Source organism: Blastococcus sp. SYSU DS0510, assembly GCF_054050835.1.
Window position 1 is genome coordinate 85,241 of the sequence record NZ_JBJHAC010000006.1, and the last position, 15,739, is coordinate 100,979.

Genomic DNA, 15,739 nt, shown 5'->3' on the forward strand with positions numbered 1-15,739 from the left:
CCGATCGTGCGGCTCGCGACCCTCCCCGAACCGGAAGGACCAGCCTGTGGCTCACTCACCCGTGCCCTCCCTCGCGCTGAACAACGGCGTTCAGATCCCGCAGCTCGGCTTCGGCGTCTACCAGGTTCCGCCCGCGGAGACCGCCGACACCGTGGCGACCGCCCTCGAGGTCGGCTACCGGCACATCGACACCGCGGAGATGTACGGAAACGAGAAGGGCGTCGGCGAGGCCGTCGCCCGTTCCGGCATCGACCGCGGCGAGATCTTCGTGACGAGCAAGCTCAACAACGGCTTCCACCGTCGCGACGACGCGCTGCGCGCCTTCGACCGGACGCTCGCCGACCTCGGGTTCGACCAGCTCGACCTCTTCCTCGTCCACTGGCCGCTGCCGGGCATCGACGTCGACTACGTCGAGACCTGGAAGGCGATGGAGGAGATCTACCGCGACGGCCGCTGCCGGGCCATCGGCGTCTCCAACTTCCAGCCGCACCACCTGCGCCGGCTGTTCGACGAGACCGAGGTCGTCCCGGCGGTGAACCAGATCGAGGTCCACCCCTACCTGGCGCAGGACGACGTCCGCGCGTTCGACGCCGAGCACGGGATCGTCACCGAGGCATGGTCGCCCATCGCCAAGGGCAAGGTGCTCGACGACCCGGCCATCGCCGCGATCGCCGAGCGCCTCGGCCGCACCCCGGCCCAGGTCGTGCTGCGCTGGCACGTGCAGCGGGGCGACGTCGTCTTCCCGAAGTCCTCCTCCCGCGAGCGCATGGCGGAGAACTTCGCTCTGTTCGACTTCGAGCTCGGCCGCGAGGACATGGCCGCGCTCACCGGGCTGGACCGGGGCGAGCGCACCGGCCCCGACCCGGACACCTTCAACTACATCCCCGGCTGAGCCGACCGTGAGCCAGGACCCCTGGTGATCAGGTCCGCTGATCACCAGGGGTCACTCGCCGGCCGCGCGGCTCACTCCCCGCGCCGCACCGGGGGCTTCTCCTCCGGCGCGGAGGCGACGTTGCGCTGGGCCTCCGGCGGGTCCAGCGGGCCCTCGACCTCGTGCTCGTGGTCGGTGCGGGGGACGTCCTCGCGCCACGGCACCTCCGTGCCGGTGCGGGGGACGGCGTCCGGGTTCTCGTGCGACGGTGCCGACATGGTGCTGCCCCTTCGTCCGTGCGTGGTGTGCGTCCGACGACCGGAGGGGTGACCGGCGGAGCCTCCGGCAACCGGGCGGGGCCCGACCGTCGGCAATTCGTAAGGAAGCGCCGGCTCAGTCGGTGGTGACGAAGTCGATGAGCTCCTCGACCCGGCCGATGAGCGCGGGTTCCAGGTCGGTCCAGGTCCGCACGCGGGCGAGGATGCGCTGGGCCCACACGTAACCGGTGTCGTCCTCCCAGCCCAGCCGGCGGCAGACACCGGTCTTCCAGTCCTCGCCCTTGGGCACGGTCGGCCACGCCCCGATGCCGACGACGGAGGGCTTGACGGCCTGCCAGATGTCGATGAACGGGTGGCCGACGACGAGCGCGTGGTCGCCGGTGACCCGGGCGGCGATGCGGGACTCCTTGGAGCCGGTCACCAGGTGGTCGACGAGCACGCCCAGCCGCCGTCCCGACGACGGGCGGAACTCCTCGACGATGCCCGGCAGGTCGTCGACGCCGTGCAGCGGCTCGACGACGACGCCCTCGATGCGCAGGTCGTGGCCCCAGACCTTCTCCACCAGCTCGGCGTCGTGCTTGCCCTCCACGTAGATGCGCCCCTCGCGCGCGACCCGGGCGCGGGCGCCTGCCACGTAGGTGGAGCCGGAGGCGCTGCGGGCCGGGCCGGCCGGTGCGGTCTGCTTGGGCCGGACGAGCACCACCGGGCGCCCGTCCACCCAGAAGCCGGGGCCGAGCGGGTAGGCGCGCACGCGCCCGAACCGGTCCTCGAGGTGGACGACGTCCTTCTCGCAGCGCACGACGGCGCCGACGAACCCGCTGCTCGGGTCCTCGACGACGACGTCCTTGACCGCTTCGACCTCGGGCGAGGCCTTCTTGACGGTGCGCGGGTGGACCAGGTTGTCGTACGGCGAACGGGGAGGCACGCGACGACGCTAGGCACGGTGCCCGCGCGGTCGTGGGCGGCGCGCCGACCCGCTGTGCCGGACCCGTCCCGGACGACACGCCCGGGCAGAGCCGGATCACGCAGTGTGACGGGTGCTAGCGCTGTCGACGGGTGCCCCGGTGGGTCGGTGCCCGCCGGGTGGATGCGGGCGTGACCTGCGCGGATGTCGGTGGCAGGCCGGCCGGCGGCCCCGGATGGAGGCCGTGCGCGGTGCTGCGGACGCGGGGCGATCCCGGTCCGTCCCGATCTGCTCGTTTCGCGGCCACCGTCCCGGTCACCCATCGGAGGGACGAACATCCCCGAGCTCAGATAGGAGCGACAACGACGATGATCGGCACCGAGACCATCAGCCGCGTGATCGGCCAGGACGTCTACGACACCGAGGGTCAGAAGATCGGGTCCGCTTCCGAGGTCTACCTCGACGACGAGACCGGCCAGCCCGAGTGGGTGACCGTCCGCACCGGTCTGTTCGGCACCAAGGAGTCCTTCGTCCCGATCCGTGACGCCAACCTGACCGACGACGGCCTCCGCGTACCGGTCAGCAAGGACCGCGTCAAGGACGCCCCCAAGATCGACACCGACGGTCACCTCTCCCCGCAGGAGGAAGAGGAGCTGTACCGGTACTACGGCCTCGGCAGCGGGACGACCGGCCGCACCGAGACCGTCACCACGACCGAGACCACGGGCATGGCCGGGACCGCCGGAACGGTCGGCACCGACCGCACCGACACCCGGGGCACCGTCGGCCACGACACCTCCGGCCCGACGACCGACAACGCCATGACGCGCTCCGAGGAGCGGCTGGACGTCGGCACCCGCCAGGAAGAGGTGGGCCGCGCCCGCCTGCGCAAGTACGTCGTGAGCGAGAACGTCACCGAGACCGTTCCCGTCTCCCGCGAGGAGGTCCGGGTCGAGCGCGAGCCGATCACGGACGCCAACGTGGGCAACGCCATGGACGGGCCGGCCATCAGCGAGGAGGAGCACGAGGTCACCCTCCGCGCGGAGAAGCCGGTCGTCGCCAAGGAGGCCGTGCCGGTCGAGCGGGTCCGCCTGGACAAGGAGACCGTCACCGACGAGGTGCGGGTCGACGAGACCCTCCGCAAGGAGGAGATCGAGGTCGACGGGGCGGACGACACCAACCGCCGGATGTGAGGACGGACCCCCTTCCTCCCCACCCGTCGCACGCTCGAGGCGGGTTCCTGGAACGGGGCCGCTGACGCGCGGCGGCCGACCGAGACCAGACTCCGGTCGGCCGCCGTTGTCGTCCCCGGGGGCGGTCAGTCCCCCAGGCAGGCGGTGAGGGCGCCCACCATCAGCGGGACGTCGAGGGCCGAGGCCAGCTCGCGGCAGGAGTGCATGGCGAGCATGGGCGCCCCGATGTCGACCGTGGTCACGCCCAGCCGGGTGGCCGTGAGCGGCCCGATCGTGCTGCCGCACGGCAGGTCGGCGCGCGTGACGAACGTCTGCACGGGGACCCCCGCCTCGTCGCAGCGCTCGGTGAACCAGCCACCGGAGGCCGCATCGGTGGCGTAGGCCTGGTTGGCGTTCACCTTCAGCACCGGCCCGCCGCCGAGCTCCGGCCGGTGCGCAGGCTCGTGCCGCTCGGCGCGGGTCGGGTGCACCGCGTGGGCCATGTCGGCCGACACGAGCACCGACCGGGCCAGCGCCCGGTGCGGGGCCTGCGGGTCGCCGTCGTCGGTCGCGGCCGCGAGCCGCCGGACGACGTCCTCGAGGAAGCTCCCGCGGGCGCCGGACATCGAGCCGCTCCCCACCTCCTCGTGGTCGTTGCAGACCAGCACCTGCGTGCGCTCCCCGGCGGGCGCGGCCAGCAGGGCCAGCAGCCCGGAGTGGCAGCAGGCCAGGTCGTCCAGCCGCGGTGCGGCCACCCACGTGCCGTCCGCGCCGGCGCGCGCGGAGGGCTGGGTGTCGGCCAGCACCAGGTCGGTGCCGACGACGTCCCCCAGCTCCACCCCGGCGGTCGCGGCCAGCGCCTCGGCCAGCGCCGGCCCGGTGCCGAGGTCGCGGTCCCACACCGGCACGAGGTGCTGCTGCGGATCGAGGGTCAGCCCCTCCCGGACGCTGCGGTCGAGGTGGATCGCGAGCGAGGGCAGCCGCAGGGGGGCGCCGGGAAGCCGGACCAGGGCGGTGCGCGGGTGGGTGGGGGAGTGGGAGCGCAGCACCAGCCGCCCGGCGACGGTGAGCTCCCGGTCCAGCCAGGTGTGCCAGAGCCCGCCGCCGTAGGGCTCCACGCCCACGAGGCGGTAGCCGGACTGCCGCACCTCCCATCGCGGGCGGATCTTGAACGTCGGCGAGTCGGTGTGGGCGCCGACCAGCCGCATGCCGGTCTCGGCCAGCGAGCCGCTGCCCAGGCGGAAGGCGATGACGCTGCCGTGCCGGACGACGAAGTGCTGCCCGCCCGGGGCCGGGGCCCAGGCGTCGGTCTCCGCGAGCTCGGTGAACCCGGCGGCGCGCAGCCGGCGCACCAGCTCGGCGACCGCGTGGGCGGGGGACGGCGAGGCGTCGACGAAGGCGCGCAGGTCGTCGCCGAGGGCGAGCGGGTCGAGAGCGGCGGTCGGCATGCGGTCATCGTGCCCGACGCCCGGAGACGGGTGAGGGCGCGGTCGCCGACGGCGGGGTGGGATGCTGCTGGTGTGAGCGAGCGCACGGTGCCCGGGAGCCCCGACGAGCTGTCCGCAGCGCTGGAGGCCACCGGCTACCTCGCCGACGAGGGCCTGGCCACCGCCGCCCACCTGGCGCTGGTGATGCACCGGCCGCTGTTCCTCGAGGGCGAGGCCGGCGTCGGGAAGACGGCGCTGGCCCAGGCGCTGGCGCAGATCACCGACCGGCCGCTCTACCGGCTGCAGTGCTACGAGGGGCTCGAGGCCAGCCAGGCGCTCTACGACTGGGACTTCGGCCGCCAGCTGCTGCACCTGCGCGCGGCCGAGGCGGCGCACGCCGCGGACGACCCGGCGCGGCTGGAGGCCTCGCTCTACGATCGCCGGTTCCTCCTCGCCCGGCCGCTGCTGCAGGCGCTGGAGGACGCGCCGAGCGTGCTGCTGGTCGACGAGGTGGACCGCGCCGACGACGAGTTCGAGGCGTTCCTGCTGGAGATCCTCTCCGACTTCACCATCTCCATCCCGGAGCTCGGCACGGTGCGGGCGGAGATCCCGCCGCTGGTCGTCCTCACCTCCAACCGCACCCGCGAGGTGCACGACGCGCTCAAGCGGCGCTGCCTCTACCACTGGCTCGCGCACCCGGACTTCGACCGCGAGGTGGCGATCCTGCGCCGCCGGCTCCCCCAGGTCACCGAGCAGCTGGCCCGGCAGGTGGCCCGGGCGACGGCGACGCTGCGGACCCTCGACCTGCTCAAGCCGCCCGGGGTCGCCGAGGCCATGGACTGGGCGACGGCGCTGCACACCCTCGGCGCCCGCGACCTGGACCCCGACCTCGCGGCGCGGACCCTCGGCGCGGTGCTCAAGTACCGCGAGGACACCGAGCGGGTGCGGTCGCTGGCCCCGGAGGCACTGCTCGGTGGTTGAGCGCGACGTGGTCGACACGGTGCTGGGGTTCGCCCGCACGCTGCGGCACGCGGGGGTGACCGCCTCCCCGGACCGGGTCCAGGCGATGCTCGGCGCGCTCGGGCACCTCGACGTCCTGAAGCCCTCGGCGGTCTACTGGGCCGGCCGGCTCACGCTGTGCGCGGGCCCCGACGACCTCGACCGCTACGACGCCGCGTTCCTGGCCTGGTTCTCCGGGCAGCGGCCGCGCCCCACCCCGGCGGCTCCGCAGGTGCGCCCCCGGCTCGCCGCCAGCGCGCCGCTGGACGCCGGCGAGGGCGAGGGGGAGGACGACGACCCCGATGCCCCCGACCTCGCGGCCCGCGCGAGCGCCGACGAGGTGCTGCGCCACCGCGACGTCGCCGGGCTGACCGACGCCGAACGGGCCCACCTGAGGCGGCTGTTCGCGCTGCTGGTCCCCGCCGCGCCGATGCGCCCGGCCCGGCGGCGGCGACCGGCTGCCCACGGCGGGGTCCACCCGGCACGCACCGTGCGGCGGGCGCTGCGCGACGGCGGCGAGGTGAGCCGGCTGATGCACCGCCGGGCGCGCCCCCGGCCGCGCCGGGTGGTGCTGCTGGTCGACGTCTCCGGCTCCATGACCCCCTACGCCGACGCGCTGCTGCGCTTCGCGCACGCCGCGGTCCGGGCCCGGCCGGCCTCCACCGAGGTGTTCACGATCGGCACCCGGCTCACCCGCGTCACCCGCGAACTGCGGCTGCGCGACCCGGACCGCGCGCTCGCGGCCGGCGGCGAGGCGATCCCCGACTGGTCCGGCGGCACCCGGCTGGGCGAGGTGCTCAAGGCCTTCCTCGACCGGTGGGGTCAGCGCGGCACCGCGCGCGGGGCCGTCGTCGTCGTCTGCAGCGACGGCTGGGAGCGGGGGGACACCACGATGCTGCGGGAGCAGATGGCCCGGCTGCGGCGGCTGGCGCACACCGTGGTGTGGGTCAACCCGCACAAGGGCCGCATGGGGTACGAACCCCTCACCGGCGGGATGCAGGCCGCGCTCCCGTCGGTCGACCACTTCGTGGCCGGGCACAGCATGGCCGCGTTCGAGGAGCTGTCAGGAGTGATCCACCGTGCTTGAAGGACCTCGGCCCCCTCACCACTCGCAGGCTCGCGGCGAGCCTCCGACCGAGGCCGGACGACAGGAGGACGCGGATGCGCGACGTTCTTGACGATCTCGTCGGCTGGTGGCAGGCGGGGGAGACCGTCGGCGTGGGCACGGTGGTGGGCACCTGGCGCTCGGCGCCGCGGCCGGCCGGCGCCTCGATGCTGGTCGGGCCGGACGGGACGGCGGTCGGCAGCGTCTCGGGCGGCTGCGTCGAGGGCGCGGTGTACGAGGAGGCGAAGGACGCCGTCGACACCGGCGAGCCCGTCCTGCGCCGCTACGGGGTCAGCGACGACGACGCCTTCGCCGTCGGCCTGACCTGCGGCGGGATCCTCGACGTCTTCGTGGAGCCGGTCTCCCGCGAGTCCTTCCCCGAGCTGGGCGAGGTCGCGGAGTCGGTGGGCCGGCACGAGCCGGTCGCCGTCGTCACCGTGGTGGCCGGGCCGGACGACCGGTTGGGCCGCCGCCTGGTGCTCTGGCCCGACCGGGCGTCGGGGACGCTGGGCTCCCAGCGGCTGGACGACGCCGTGGCCGACGACGCCCGCGGCATGCTGGCCGCCGGGCGCACCGCCCTCCTGCACGTGGGCCACGACGGCGAGCGACGCGGCGACGACCTCACGCTCTTCGTCAACTCCTTCGCCCCGGCGGCGCGCATGGTGGTCTTCGGCGCGATCGACTTCGCCGCCGCCGTCGCCCGGGTCGGGGCGTTCCTGGGCTACCGGGTCACCGTCTGCGACGCCCGGCCGGTGTTCGCGACGCCGAAGCGCTTCCCGGACGCGCACGAGGTGGTCGTCGAGTGGCCGCACCGCTACCTGCAGGCCGAGGTGGACGCCGGGCGGATCGACGAGCGCACCGTCCTCTGCGTGCTCACCCACGACCCGAAGTTTGACGTCCCGCTGCTGGAGGTCGCCCTGCGCACCCCGGTGGCCTACGTGGGTGCCATGGGCTCCCGGCGGACGCACGATGAGCGGTTGGCGCGGCTGCGCGAGGCCGGGCTGACCGAGGACGAGCTCTCCCGGCTCGCCTCGCCGATCGGCCTGGACCTCGGTGCGCGCACCCCCGAGGAGACGGCGGTGTCGATCGCCGCCGAGATCATCCAGGGCCGCTGGGGCGGGACCGGCCGCCGGCTGGCCGAGGTGGAGGGCCCCATCCATCAAGGCCCCCCCGGTCCCCCGCCACTCGCCGGCTCGCGGCTGGCCCCTGCCGAAGGGCCGGGAGGCCGCTGAGGGGGACCATGAGCATCCGACGTCTCGGCACGGCGGCCGCCGCCGTCCTGCTGCTCGCCGCGTGCAGCGGCTCCGAGGAGGCCCCGAGCGGGGCGGCGGCCACGAGCGGCGCCGAGAGCGGGAGCTCGCTGGCCGAGCAGGACGCCGCCGGGGTGGTCGACGCCGCCTTCGCCGCCCTCGAGGACGCGGGCGCCGTGCACGTCGTCGGCTCGGTGGAGGAGGGCGGCTCGACCCAGGAGCTCGACCTGCGGCTGCAGGGCGAGGACGCGCAGGGCACCGTCACCCTGGACGGCACCGCCGCCGAGCTCATCTTCACCGGCGGCACCGCCTACGTCCGGGCGCCGGCCGACTACTGGGCCTCCTTCGGCATGCCCGCCGAGTTCGCCGGTCAGCTGGAGGGCCGGTGGGCGCTCATGCCCGCGGAGGTGGCGGCCTCCTTCAGCACGCTGACCCTTTCGGGGATGGCCGACCAGCTGCGCGCCGCCGCCGGGGCCCAGGCCACCGGTGAGGTCACCAGGGGCGAGCTGGACGGCGAGCCCGTCGTCGTCGTCACGCAGGGCGACGGCAGCAGCCTCACCGTCGCCGACGACGAGTCCGCCCCCTACCCGCTGCGGATCGACAACCGGGGCGACGCGCCGGCCACGGTGGAGTTCAGCGAGTTCGGCGAGGCGGTCGAGATCACGGCCCCGGAGGACCCGGTCGACCTGGACGCCCTCGGCGGCTGATCGGCCGGCCGGTCATCCCAGCAGCTCCCGGACGGCCGACGGCGCCTGCGAGGGTCGGTGCAACGGGGCCACCCGTCCTCCACCGGCCGCCGCGAGGGCCGTGCAGGAGCTCATCGCCTCTGCCTCGTCGGACAGCGCCAGCACCTGGAGCTGCGCCCGCACCCGCGCGAGCGACGTGGCGGCGTGCACCGGATCGGGGCTGTCGGTCGCGACACCGTCGGAGAGCAGCAGGACGTGGCGCTCCGCGGCGCGGGAGCGCGCCACCTGCACCGCCGCCGTCCGCAGCGCGAGCTCCAGGTCGGTCGTGCCGCCGCCGCGGAGGTCGCACAGCCGGTCGACCACCACGTCGACGCGGGGATCGGCCGACAGGGGACGCAGCACCACGACCTTCGACCAGAAGGCGATGACGCCGAGCTCGTCACCAGGGCGCAGGCGCTGGACCAGCGCCGAGGCCGTGAGCACGGCGGCGGCGAGCTCATCCCCGGCCACCGATCCGGACGCGTCGACGAGCAGGATCACCGCGCGGCCGGTGGAGCGCCAGCCCCTCGTGCGCAGGTGCTCGGCGCGCCACCGGGGCTCCGAACCCCGCGCCGCCAGGGTGGCGTCGAGGTCGACGTCGGAGCCGGTCGGGTCGCACCGGGTGACCAGCCGGCTGGTGCCGGGACGGTCGGCGATGCCGGTGCGGGGTGAGCCCATCGGCAGCCGTGCGGCCAGCGCCCGAGCGGCGGCGCGCAGTCGCGGGTCGAATGCGCGGGCGGCTGCCGCGAGAACCCGGGCGGCGGCGTCGGGGTCGCGAGCGGCGAGGTCGGCCACGGCCTGGGCGTCGAGAGCACCGGCCTCCGGCGAGACGGTGTCGAAGTCCGGGTTGCTGCGCGAGAGCTGGTCCCGGCTGGAGCGGCGCGCGCCCTGGGCACGCAGCAGCTCCTCGACCTCCTCGGGGGACTCGACGACGCGGGGCGGCCCCGACCCCGGTCGCTCACCGGACTGCGCCGGTGGAGGTGGCGGCCCAGGCGGCGTCTCCCCGGGCGTCAGGCTTTTCCCAGCTCCTCACCGGCCCTGCGCCAGATGTCGCCGACGACGTCCTCCACCGGGCGCGCCACGCCGTCGCCGAGGGTCACCTTCCCCGTGAGTGCGGCCAGGGCGGCGTCGAGCCCCGTGGCCTCCTGCAGGGCGGGGGCCTCCCGGACGGCGCCGAGCTCGACGGCGATCAGCACGGTGTCGATCGCGCCCCGGACGGAGGCGCCGATCCGTAGCTCGGGGTGGTCGCGGGTGATCCGGACCGCCCGGACCGCCCGGGCGACCAGCCGTGGGTCCCCGCCGGTCACCGCCTCGACCACCCCGAGCTCGGCCTCCTCGTCCTGGTACGCCATGGCCACCCGGCAGGAGCGGTCGTAGAGGGCCGGCGTGACGCGGGCGGTGCCGACGGCGTCGAACGGGTTCATCGCCGCCACCAGCCGGAAGGTGGGCCGGGCCTCGACCCGCCCGTAGCGGGGTACGTGCATCTCCCGCTCGGAGAGGACGCCGAGGAGGACGTTCATCGTCTCCTCGGGGACCCGGTTGAACTCCTCGACGTAGAGCAGCGCACCTTCCGTCATGGCGCGGGTGAGCGGGCCCGGGACGAAGTTCTCGGGCCGGTAGTCCTCGGTGAGCACCCGGGAGGCGTCGTGGTGGCCGACCAGGCGGGTGGGCGTCAGCTCCGCGTTGCCCTCGACGAGCACGAGCGGGACGCCCGCGCCGTCGGCCAGGGCGCGCAGCAGCGTGGTCTTGCCGGTGCCGGGCGGTCCCGCCAGCACGACGTTGCGCCCCGCCGAGAGGGCCGCGGCGACCACCTCGGCCTCCCGGGTGCGGTCAACCACGCGTTGCCGGGCCAACCGGACCATGCCGGCGACGTCGAGGTGGGCGGCGGTGCGCACGCTGGTCACGGTCCTCCTGCCGACCACGGCCGGGGCGCTCCGCACAGGAGCGCCCCGGCCCGGTGAGGTGATGGAAAACGGCCACCCCTCAGGGGCCCGCGCCGAGGCGTGGGGGGAGGGGTGGTCCTTCTTCAGTCGTAGACGATGACGCCACGCAGGTTCTTGCCCGCGTGCAGGTCCTCGTAGCCCTGGTTGATGTCGTCGAGCTTGTAGCGGTTGGTGATCAGCTCGTCGAGCTTGATGGCGCCCTCCTGGTAGAGCCGCAGCATCTTGAGCATGTCCGCGCTGGGGTTCTGGTCCCCGAAGAGCGCGCCGCGGATCTCCTTGGTGAACAGCGCCAACATGCTGGGGTTGATCGGGATGCCGACGTCGGTGAGGTCACCGAGGCCGGTGATGACCACGCGGCCGCCCTTGCCCAGCGCCTCGACACCCTGGGCCACGTGCTCGCCCTTCAGCACGCCGACGGTGATCAGCACCTTGTCCGCGCCCTGGCCGTTGGTGACGCTCCGGCCGAACTCCGCCGCCTCGTCGATGCTCGCGAAGGCGTGCGTCGCCCCCAGCTCCATCGCCTTCTCCCGCTTGAAGTCCACGGGGTCGACGGCGATGACGTGGCTCGCGCCGGCGTGCGCCGCGCCCTGGACGGCGTTGATCCCGATGCCGCCGATACCCATGACGATGACGGTGTCGCCGGCCCGCACCTCACCGGCCTGCACGGCGGTGCCCCAGCCGGTGCCGACGCCGCAGCCGACCAGGCAGGCGACGTCCAGCGGGATGTCCTTCGGGATCTTGACCGTGGACCGGACGTCGACCGTCGTCACCTCGGCGAACGTGCCGAGCCCGCACATCTGGCCGACCGGGGTGCCGTCGGAGGTCTGGAAGCGGAAGCTCTCCGCGTCGTCCCAGCGCGAGCCGATCAGGAGGTTGGCGCCGGAGTCGCAGATGTACTGCTGGCCGTTCGCGCAGTAGCGGCAGCGGCCGCAGCCGGGGAGGAAGGAGAACACGACGTGGTCCCCCTCGGCGAACCCCTTCGTGCCGGGGCCGACCGCGGTCACGACGCCGGCGCCCTCGTGGCCGCCGAGGAACGGGTAGTGCCCGACCGGCATGTCCCCCGTGGCGATGTGGTCGTCGGAGTGGCACATGCCGGAGGCGGCGAGCTTCACCTGCAGCTCGCCGGCCTGCGGGTCATCGGCGACGAGGTCGGTGACCTCCCACTTGCCGGGGGCTGAGCGCAGGATCGCGCCGCGGGTGTTCACGGGCACAGGAACCTCCTCGTCGCCCTCGTCGTCGAGGGCCGTCCGCCCCATGCGCGGGTACGCATGGGTGGTGGTCACGCTATGACCTGGACCACAGCGGGGGAAGAGGGGTGCAACGTTGGTGCTGCCCCCGGCCGGTGACTGCCGCCCGGTCGCCGCGCGCCACCGCGGGTCTCGTCGAGCACACTGGGCCGGTGCCCCCGGTCGCGGTCGTCGTCGGCGCGGGGCCCGTCGGGCTCACCGCGGCGCTGCTGCTGGCCCGCCGCGGGCTGGAGGTCGTCGTCCTCGAGCGGCACGCCGCCCCCTACCCGCTGCCGCGGGCCGTGCACCTCGACGACGAGGTGTTCCGGGCGCTGCAGGCGGCGGGGGTGGCCGACGAGGTCGCCGCCCGGTGCCGGCCCATGGCCGGGCTCCGCCTGCTCGATGGCGCGCACCGGGTGCTCGCCGAGTTCCGCCGGGCCCCGGACGCCGGCCCGCACGGCTGGCCGCAGGGGTCGTTCGTGCACCAGCCCGACCTGGAGGAGGTGCTGGCGACCGCCGCAGCGGGGACGCCCGGGATCGAGGTGCGCCGTGGCTGCGAGGTGACCGGCCTCGCGCAGGACCGCCGCGGGATCACGGTGCGGCTGACCGAGCGGGCGGCCGGGGCGGAGCGCTCCGTCCGCGCGGCGGCGGTGCTGGGCTGCGACGGCGCCAACAGCACCGTGCGGGAGCTGATCGGCGCCCGGATGCTCGACCTCGCCCCACCCGACCGCTGGCTCGTGGTCGACGCGCGGGCGCCCGCGCCGCTGCCGGTCTGGCCCGGGGTGCACCAGGTGTGCGACCCCCGCCGGGCGGCCACCTTCATGCCGGTCACCGGCGACCGCTACCGCTGGGAGTTCCGCCTGGCGCCGGGGGAGACGGCGGAGGAGCTCTCCGCCCCGGAGCGGCTGGCCTCGCTGCTGTCCCCGGTCGCGCCGGCGGCCGACCTCGAGGTGCTGCGGGCCGTCGAGTACACGTTCCGCGCGCAGGTCGCCGACCGCTGGCGGGACGGGCGGGTGCTGCTGGCCGGCGACGCCGCCCACCTCACCCCGCCGTTCGTCGGCCAGGGGCTCGGGCTCGGGCTGCGCGACGTCCACCAGCTGGCCTGGAAGCTCGCCGCGGTCCTCCACGGCGAGGCGCCGGACGCGCTGCTGGACACCTACCGCGCCGAGCGCGAGCCGCACGCCCGCGCGCTGATCCGGGTGGCCCTGCTGCTCGGCCGGCTCATGACCGGCGGTGGGCGCTGGGGCGCGGTCGCCCGGCGGGTCGTCCTGGCCGCCGTCCGCCGCATCCCCGCCGTCGCCCGGCTGGCCACCGACAGCCGCACCCCGCCGCTGCGCCGCGGCCCGCTGGTGGCGCGCCGGGGCCGGGCCGGTCGCCGGCTGGCCGGGACGCTCCTGCCGCAGCCGGAGGTCCTCGTCGACGGGACCGTCCGCCGGCTGGACGACGTCCTGGGTGACGGCTACGTCGAGATCACGTCGGACCTGCGGGTGCGGCGGCCTGACGGCACGGCCTTGCGCATCGAGGACCCGTCCGGCGCTCTGGCGCGCTGGCTGGACGGCGCCGCGCTGGTGCGCGTGCGCCCCGACCGCATCGTCCGCTCGGTGCGGGTGTGAGCGCCCTCAGTCGCAGGCCGCGGGATCAGGCCTCGCGCCGCCGGCGGGCGGGCGAGGTCGCCAGCAGCGCGTTCTCCACGGCGGTGTCGCCCAGCGCCCGCTCGAAGCCCGGGGGGACGACGAGGTCGTCGCGGGAGAGCTCGGAGACGTCGGGCCGGCCCAGCCCGACCATCGCCGAGCCCAGCCCGTCACGCAGCAGGTCCAGCACGTTCTCCACGCCGGCCTGGCCGTTCGCCGCGAGGCCCCACAGGTAGGCGCGGCCGATCATGACGGCCTTCGCGCCCAGGGCGAGGGCCTTGGCGACGTCGCCGCCGCGCCGGATCCCGCCGTCGAGCAGCACCTCGATCTGGTCGCCCACCGCCTCGGCGACCGCAGGCAGCGCGCGGAGGGAGGCCGGGGTGCCGTCGAGGTTGTTCCCGCCGTGGTTGGAGACCGAGATCGCGGTGACGCCGGCGTCGACCGCGCGCTTGGCGTCGTCGACCCGCATGACGCCCTTGAGCATGAACGGACCGCCCCACTGCTCGCGGAGCCAGGCGACGTCCTCCCAGGTCGGCATCGGCGACTGCTGCCACATGCCGTAGGCGCCGAAGAAGGTGGGCGCCGGGTCACCCGGCGTCGCCACCATGTTCGGCACGGTCAGGTCGGGGAGCTGCCGGGTGCGGGCGAAGTCCAGCAGCCAGCGCGGCTTGACCAGCACCTGGGGCGCGTACTTCCGGGCCGCCTCGAAGTCGATCTTCTCGGGGATGAACGGGCTGCCCCAGTCGCGGCCGTAGGCGAACGACCAGTCCAGGGTGGCGATCATGCCGACGGCGCCGGCCCGACGGGCGCGCTCCATGCGGCCGAGCATCTCCTCGCGGGTGCCCACCCAGTACATCTGGAAGAAGGTCTGCGGGTTCGCCGCCACGACCTCCTCGATCGGCTTGCTGGCGAAGCTGGACAGCCCCATGGCCACCCCGCGCGCCGCCGCGGCCCGGGCGACGGCGACCTCGCCGTCGGGGTGCACGGCCTGCACGCCGGTCGGGCTGATCACCACCGGCATCGACATCTGCTGGCCCATGACGGTGACGCCCGTGTTCCGCTCGTTGGCCAGCCCCGCGGTGTGCGGCGCGAAGCCGACCTCGGCGAAGGCGGCGAGGTTGTCCTCGAGCGTCAGCCCGCGCTCGGAGCCGGCGACCAGCGCGGCGTACACCCCCTTGGGGAGCCGCTTCTTCGCCCGGCGCTGGGCCTCGGCGACCGACTCGAACCACGCGTTGGCCATGGGATTCTCCTTCGTCGGCCCGGTCGACCGGGCGGTGGGCCGGCGCGACGGCCGGTGGCACTGAGTGCCAGGCTAACGCCGTGGGTGAGACGGCGGCCACACCGGTCGCCCCGCCGGGTCAGCCGCGCAGGCTCGGGAAACCCGCCGCCATCTCGTCGAACGCCAGGTGCAGGTGCCGGGTCAGGGGGGAGCCCGGCTCGGCGAGCCACGCCTCGAACGCCGTGGTCGCGGCGGCGCGTGTGCTCGCGGCGACCAGCCGCGGCAGCAGCCCGGTCGGCTCGCCGCCCGTCCGCGCCGCGACGTGCCGGGCGACCACCCGGTCGACCTCGGCGAAGCGCAGCTGGCTGTGCGCCAGCAGCGCGGGCTCGGTGAGGATCAGCCGCATGCGCTCGCGCAGCAGCGGCAGCTCGGCGTCCGGGTAGTCGTTGACCTCGACGTAGGCGGCGCAGACCGAGGTGAGCACCGGCTGGGCGGGGTCCGCGGCGGCCAGCAGCTGCTCCAGGCGGGCGACGTGGCCGGCGAAGTCGCCCCAGACGGCGTCGGCCTTGGCCGGGAAGTAGCGGAAGAAGGTGCGGCGGCTGATGCCCGCCGAGTCGGCGACCTCGTCGCTGGTCACCTGCTCGAACCCGCGGGTCGCGAAGAGGTCGAGGGCGGCGCGCTCCACGCGGGCCCGCCCGTCGGGGGCGACCGGGGCCGCCGTCCTCGTCTCCGTCACGCGGGCATTCTGCCGGTCTGCGATGCACCCGCGGCCCGGTGTTGCCCCTGGCACCCGGTGTCACTAACGTCCGGCAGGTCCATGTGACCGCGTTCACGGAGGCTGACATGCCCGAGACCACCCCGACCGACGTCCCCGCCGTGGAGTTCCGGGCCCCGGAGGCCCCCACCACCGAGGAGCCCCTCGTCGAGGAGCAGCTCGTCGAGGAGGTCTCCATCGACGGCATGTGCGGCGTCTACTGAACCGCTCGCCC

At 75.0% G+C, this 15,739-nt stretch carries 16 protein-coding genes; 8 read left to right on the forward strand and 8 right to left on the reverse strand.

Features of this window, described 5'->3' with window-relative positions; all coding sequences use genetic code 11:
* Nucleotides 1-46 precede the first annotated feature (46 nt).
* Nucleotides 47-892 carry an aldo/keto reductase gene (locus ACI79P_RS06935; RefSeq protein WP_456580296.1) on the forward strand — a complete coding sequence of 282 codons (846 nt, stop codon included), beginning with the start codon at nucleotides 47-49 and terminating at the stop codon, nucleotides 890-892.
* A 71-nt stretch (nucleotides 893-963) separates the two neighbouring features.
* On the opposite strand, the gene ACI79P_RS06940 is transcribed toward ACI79P_RS06935, so the two are convergent.
* Complete coding sequence (locus ACI79P_RS06940) at nucleotides 964-1,149, reverse strand: hypothetical protein (RefSeq protein ID WP_456580297.1); 186 nt, start codon at nucleotides 1,147-1,149, stop codon at nucleotides 964-966.
* Nucleotides 1,150-1,264: 115 nt separating this feature from the next.
* The gene (locus ACI79P_RS06945) at nucleotides 1,265-2,074 is read right to left on the reverse strand and encodes a DUF3097 domain-containing protein (protein WP_456580298.1); all 810 of its coding nucleotides are present in this window, start codon (nucleotides 2,072-2,074) and stop codon (nucleotides 1,265-1,267) included.
* A 347-nt stretch (nucleotides 2,075-2,421) separates the two neighbouring features.
* Here ACI79P_RS06945 and ACI79P_RS06950 point away from each other — a divergent pair, with 347 nt between their 5' ends.
* The gene (locus tag ACI79P_RS06950; RefSeq protein ID WP_456580299.1) at nucleotides 2,422-3,246 is read left to right on the forward strand and encodes a DUF2382 domain-containing protein; all 825 of its coding nucleotides are present in this window, start codon (nucleotides 2,422-2,424) and stop codon (nucleotides 3,244-3,246) included.
* A gap of 125 nt (nucleotides 3,247-3,371) precedes the next feature.
* On the opposite strand, the gene ACI79P_RS06955 is transcribed toward ACI79P_RS06950, so the two are convergent.
* Nucleotides 3,372-4,673 (reverse strand): M18 family aminopeptidase, encoded by a 1,302-nt coding sequence (locus ACI79P_RS06955; protein ID WP_456580300.1) that lies wholly within the window; start codon nucleotides 4,671-4,673, stop codon nucleotides 3,372-3,374.
* A 72-nt stretch (nucleotides 4,674-4,745) separates the two neighbouring features.
* Between ACI79P_RS06955 and ACI79P_RS06960 the strand changes: the two genes are divergently transcribed.
* The 4 genes from ACI79P_RS06960 to ACI79P_RS06975 all read left to right on the forward strand — a co-directional run bounded on the left by ACI79P_RS06960 (nucleotide 4,746) and on the right by ACI79P_RS06975 (nucleotide 8,713).
* Nucleotides 4,746-5,633, forward strand: a complete 888-nt coding sequence (locus ACI79P_RS06960; RefSeq protein ID WP_456580301.1) for an AAA family ATPase — start codon at nucleotides 4,746-4,748, stop codon at nucleotides 5,631-5,633.
* Nucleotides 5,626-6,738: a vWA domain-containing protein gene (locus ACI79P_RS06965; RefSeq protein ID WP_456580302.1), complete on the forward strand. Its 1,113-nt coding sequence runs from the start codon at nucleotides 5,626-5,628 to the stop codon at nucleotides 6,736-6,738. Before ACI79P_RS06960 ends, ACI79P_RS06965 begins: the two co-directional genes overlap by 8 nt.
* A 74-nt stretch (nucleotides 6,739-6,812) precedes the next feature.
* Nucleotides 6,813-7,988 carry an XdhC family protein gene (locus tag ACI79P_RS06970; protein ID WP_456580303.1) on the forward strand — a complete coding sequence of 392 codons (1,176 nt, stop codon included), beginning with the start codon at nucleotides 6,813-6,815 and terminating at the stop codon, nucleotides 7,986-7,988.
* A gap of 8 nt (nucleotides 7,989-7,996) precedes the next feature.
* On the forward strand, nucleotides 7,997-8,713 hold the full coding sequence (locus ACI79P_RS06975; protein ID WP_456580304.1) for a hypothetical protein: 717 nt from the start codon (nucleotides 7,997-7,999) through the stop codon (nucleotides 8,711-8,713).
* 12 nt (nucleotides 8,714-8,725) lie between these two features.
* Here ACI79P_RS06975 and ACI79P_RS06980 read toward each other — a convergent pair whose 3' ends face one another.
* The 3 genes from ACI79P_RS06980 to ACI79P_RS06990 all read right to left on the reverse strand — a co-directional run bounded on the left by ACI79P_RS06980 (nucleotide 8,726) and on the right by ACI79P_RS06990 (nucleotide 11,957).
* The gene (locus ACI79P_RS06980) at nucleotides 8,726-9,526 is read right to left on the reverse strand and encodes a vWA domain-containing protein (RefSeq protein WP_456580305.1); all 801 of its coding nucleotides are present in this window, start codon (nucleotides 9,524-9,526) and stop codon (nucleotides 8,726-8,728) included.
* 215 nt (nucleotides 9,527-9,741) lie between these two features.
* Nucleotides 9,742-10,635: an AAA family ATPase gene (locus ACI79P_RS06985; protein WP_456580306.1), complete on the reverse strand. Its 894-nt coding sequence runs from the start codon at nucleotides 10,633-10,635 to the stop codon at nucleotides 9,742-9,744.
* Between the two features lie 122 nt (nucleotides 10,636-10,757).
* Nucleotides 10,758-11,957, reverse strand: a complete 1,200-nt coding sequence (locus tag ACI79P_RS06990; protein ID WP_456580307.1) for an NDMA-dependent alcohol dehydrogenase — start codon at nucleotides 11,955-11,957, stop codon at nucleotides 10,758-10,760.
* Nucleotides 11,958-12,073: 116 nt separating this feature from the next.
* Here ACI79P_RS06990 and ACI79P_RS06995 point away from each other — a divergent pair, with 116 nt between their 5' ends.
* Complete coding sequence (locus ACI79P_RS06995; RefSeq protein ID WP_456580308.1) at nucleotides 12,074-13,513, forward strand: bifunctional 3-(3-hydroxy-phenyl)propionate/3-hydroxycinnamic acid hydroxylase; 1,440 nt, start codon at nucleotides 12,074-12,076, stop codon at nucleotides 13,511-13,513.
* A 25-nt stretch (nucleotides 13,514-13,538) separates the two neighbouring features.
* Here ACI79P_RS06995 and mftD read toward each other — a convergent pair whose 3' ends face one another.
* Nucleotides 13,539-14,771 (reverse strand): pre-mycofactocin synthase MftD, encoded by a 1,233-nt coding sequence (gene mftD / locus ACI79P_RS07000; RefSeq protein WP_456580309.1) that lies wholly within the window; start codon nucleotides 14,769-14,771, stop codon nucleotides 13,539-13,541.
* 118 nt (nucleotides 14,772-14,889) lie between these two features.
* Nucleotides 14,890-15,486 carry an acyl-CoA-like ligand-binding transcription factor gene (locus ACI79P_RS07005; protein WP_456580310.1) on the reverse strand — a complete coding sequence of 199 codons (597 nt, stop codon included), beginning with the start codon at nucleotides 15,484-15,486 and terminating at the stop codon, nucleotides 14,890-14,892.
* A gap of 107 nt (nucleotides 15,487-15,593) precedes the next feature.
* Here ACI79P_RS07005 and mftA point away from each other — a divergent pair, with 107 nt between their 5' ends.
* Complete coding sequence (mftA, locus tag ACI79P_RS07010; protein ID WP_456580311.1) at nucleotides 15,594-15,728, forward strand: mycofactocin precursor MftA; 135 nt, start codon at nucleotides 15,594-15,596, stop codon at nucleotides 15,726-15,728.
* The last annotated feature ends 11 nt before the right edge of the window (nucleotides 15,729-15,739 follow it).